General features: G+C 74.2%; 4 protein-coding genes. 3 read left to right on the top strand and 1 reads right to left on the bottom strand.

What is annotated here, in order from left to right; all coding sequences use genetic code 11:
- Positions 1–528 (top strand): histidine phosphatase family protein (locus ACOV8S_RS24165; protein WP_448320251.1); only part of this gene is annotated, 528 nt, incomplete at its 5' end.
- On the opposite strand, the gene ACOV8S_RS24160 is transcribed toward ACOV8S_RS24165, so the two are convergent.
- A complete protein-coding gene (locus tag ACOV8S_RS24160; protein ID WP_448320250.1) occupies positions 504–1,046 on the bottom strand; it encodes a DUF6314 family protein in 543 nt (180 codons plus the stop codon). The genes ACOV8S_RS24165 and ACOV8S_RS24160 overlap by 25 nt on opposite strands.
- A 124-nt stretch (positions 1,047–1,170) precedes the next feature.
- Here ACOV8S_RS24160 and ACOV8S_RS24155 point away from each other — a divergent pair, with 124 nt between their 5' ends.
- Together ACOV8S_RS24155 and ACOV8S_RS24150 are read left to right on the top strand one after the other, a co-directional pair.
- Positions 1,171–2,193 carry an LLM class flavin-dependent oxidoreductase gene (locus ACOV8S_RS24155; RefSeq protein WP_448320249.1) on the top strand — a complete coding sequence of 341 codons (1,023 nt, stop codon included), beginning with the start codon at positions 1,171–1,173 and terminating at the stop codon, positions 2,191–2,193.
- A 229-nt stretch (positions 2,194–2,422) separates the two neighbouring features.
- The coding region (locus ACOV8S_RS24150; RefSeq protein WP_448320248.1) for a GlxA family transcriptional regulator at positions 2,423–3,403 on the top strand (981 nt) is incomplete at its 3' end.

The raw sequence follows: 3,403 nt of genomic DNA, 5'->3' as shown, positions 1-3,403 counted from the left end.
GACGACAGCCCACTGGACCGGGAGGGCTGGGAGGGGATCCAGCGCGTCGTCCCCGGCCTGGCACCGCTGGCCGCCGCCGACCTGCGCTACTGCTCGCCCACCCCGCGCAGCCGGGCCACCGGTGACCTGCTGGGTTACGTCCCGCTGGTGCAGCCCGCCCTTCGCGACTGCGACATGGGGCGGTGGCGCGGCATGACGCTCGCCGAGGCGATGGCCCGCGAGCCGCAGGCCGTCGACGTCTGGCTCGCCGACCCGCGCTCCGCGCCGCACGGCGGGGAGTCGCTGCACGCCTTCATCACCCGGGTCGGCGGCTGGCTCGACACCCGGCCCGCGGACGACGGGGCCAGCATCATCGCCGTCGCGGAACCCGGGGTGATCCGGGCAGCGCTGATCTACGCCCTGAAGGCGCCGCCGTCCGTCTACTGGAACGTCGACGTCCGCCCGCTCTCCGCGATCACCGTCCTGGGCCGTCCCGGCCGCTGGACCCTCCGCCTGGACGTCCCCTACGCGCCGCCGGTGCGGGCCTGACCGGCGGCGCCCTCAGAGGGTTCCGCCGTCGCCCGGGCGTGCGGGGCCTCCGCCGCCTCCCGTGTGTACTCCGCGGTGAGGACCAGGTCCTTGGCCGGCCCGCGCACCCGCCACACCGTGCGCCACCGGTCCTCGTCCAGCACCGTGAACTCGCCCTCGTACAGGTCGGCGGCACAGGGGTGCGGGGCGACGAACCGTCCCGTCGACAGGTCCAGCGCGTGGAACTCCCGGCCGTCGGCGAACCGCACGTCCGCCGAGGGGGCCCTGCTCCCGGGCAGCAGCCTCCCGGGCAGCAGCCGCAGCGTGCGACCGGCCGGACGGGAGACGCCCTGCCACACGAAGTCGCCGTCCTCCCGCTGCAGCAGGCCGCCCTCCGGCTCCGGCGACGGCTCGAACGCGGTCGTCCCGCGGAACCGGCCCTCGTCCCCGGTGGCCAGATCGCGCACGGTGCGCTCGGTGCGCCAGGTCCCCGGCAGAAACGCCCACAGGTCCGGCACCGGGTGGAACTCCTCCGGCACGGCTCCTCGCCTCCCCTTCCCACCGTCGCATCCTCGGGGCGGTCCGCTTCCGCGAAGGCCCCCCCGCCATCATCGCCGCTGCTCCTGGACGGAATGAACCCGGCCCCACGGCGTTGAAGAACATATGAAGAAGATCGGGTTCCTCTCCTTCGGTCACTGGTCGGACACCCCGCACTCGCGGACCCGGACCGCCTCCGACGCGCTCCTGCAGGCGATCGACCTTGCCGTCGCCGCCGAGGAGGTGGGCGTGGACGGCGCGTACTTCCGCGTGCACCACTTCGCCCAGCAGTACGCCTCCCCGTTCCCGCTGCTCGCGGCGATTGGCGCGCGCACCAGCCGGATCGAGATCGGCACCGGCGTGATCGACATGCGCTACGAGAACCCCATGTACATGGCCGAGGACGCCGGCGCCGCCGACCTGATATCCGGCGGCCGGCTCCAGCTCGGCCTCAGCCGCGGTTCACCGGAACAGGTGATCGACGGCTGGCGCTACTTCGGCTACCAGCCGCCGGAGGACGGCAACGACGCCGACATGGCGCGCAACCACACCGAGGTCCTGCTCGAGGTGCTCAAGGGCAAGGGCTTCGCCCGCCCGAACCCGCGCCCCATGTTCCCCAACCCACCCGGTCTGCTGCGACTTGAGCCGCACTCCGAGGGCCTTCGGGAACGCGTCTGGTGGGGCTCCGGCTCCAACGCCACCGCCGTATGGGCCGCCAAGCTGGGCATGAACCTGCAGAGCTCCACGCTCAAGGACGACGAGAGCGGCGAGCCGCTGCACGTCCAGCAGCGCAAGCAGATCGAGGCGTACCGGGAGGCGTGGAAGGAGGCCGGTCACGCGCGTGAGCCGCGCGTCTCGGTGAGCCGCTCGGTCTTCCCGCTGGTCGACGACCGTGACCGCGCCTACTTCGGCAGGGAGACCGATTCCGAGGACCACTTCGGCAACATCGACCCCACGACGCGGGCCGTCTTCGGCCGCTCCTACGCCGCCGAGCCGGACGTCCTGGCCGAACAGCTGGCCCGGGACGAGGCGATCGCCGCCGCCGACACGCTGCTGCTGACCGTCCCGAACCAGCTGGGCGTCGACTACAACGCCCACGTCCTGGACGCCGTCCTCACCCACGTGGCCCCGGCCCTCGGCTGGCGCTGAGCAGCAGGTTCTGCCCGGGGCGCCCGCAGTCCCGGGCGGCGAGCGGTGATCGCTTGTCTCCGGCCGCACCGGATGGCAGAGTGCGCCCGTTCGCCGCCGACCGTGCGGCACCACCGCAGGGGTGTGAGTCCCGCCCGGTGCGGCGCGCGGCACGGTGCTGATGCGCGTGGCAGGAAAGGTGGGAAACCCGTCGTTGCCGCCATGACGGGCCGCTGCCACGCTCGGAGGCATGAGACACCGCAGCGTGCTCGTCGTGCTCTACGACGGGGTACAGAGCCTGGACGTCACCGGGCCCCTGGAGGTCTTCGCCGAGGCCGGTGAGGCCGCCGGGTGGCCGGACGCCTACCAGGTCTGTACAGCCGGGCCCGGCGGCGGGCCGGTGCGGACGTCGAGCGGGCTGCGCCTGCTGCCGGACGCCGACCTGGCCTGCGCCGAGCCCCCGCACACGCTGGTGGTGCCCGGCGGAGCGGGGACCGCCGCGCCCGACCCGGCGGTGGTCCGCAGGATCCGGGAACTGGCGGCCGGGGCGGAGCGGATCGTGTCCGTCTGCACCGGCGCGTTTCTGCTGGCCGAGGCCGGCCTGCTGGCCGGGCGTCGAGCCACCACCCATTGGGCGTACTGCGACGCCCTCGCGCGCCGCTTCCCGGACACCGAGGTGGCTCCGGAGCCGATCTTCGTACGGGACGGGAACGTCGCCACCTCGGCCGGAGTGACCGCCGGGATCGATCTCGCCCTCGCGCTGGTCGAGGAGGACCTCGGCCGGGACGTCGCGCTGCTGCTCGCCCGCCACCTGGTGGTGTTCCTCCGACGGCCGGGCGACCAGGCCCAGTTCAGCACCCAGCTCGCCGCGCAGCTCGCGGAGCGGCACCCGCTGCGGGAGGTGCAGAACTGGATCGCCGAGCACCCCGAGGACGACCTGAGCGTCGAGGCGCTGGCCCGCCGCGCGGCCCTGTCACCGCGCCACTTCGCGCGGGCCTTCGCCGCCGAGGTCGGCGTGACGCCCGGACGGTACGTGGACGCCGCCCGGCTGGAGACCGCGCGCCGCCGGCTGGAGGACACCGAGGACGGCGTGGAGCGGATAGCCCGGACCTGCGGATACGGCACCCCCGAGGCGATGCGGCGGGCCTTCGTCCGCGCGCTGTCCGTGCCGCCCGCCGAGTACCGGCGCCGCTTCCGGCCGTCGTCGTCCGCCGCGCGCGCCGTTCGGGTG

Source organism: Streptomyces sp. CO7, from assembly GCF_053474865.1.
Note: the sequence above shows the minus strand (reverse complement) of the source record. Positions and strands in the feature narration are given on the sequence as shown.

Bases quoted from the DNA above. Each gene is read 5' to 3' on its own strand.
- ACOV8S_RS24155 (WP_448320249.1), top strand. From the start codon at position 1,171: ATGAAGAAGATCGGGTTCCTCTCCTTCGGTCACTGGTCGGACACCCCG.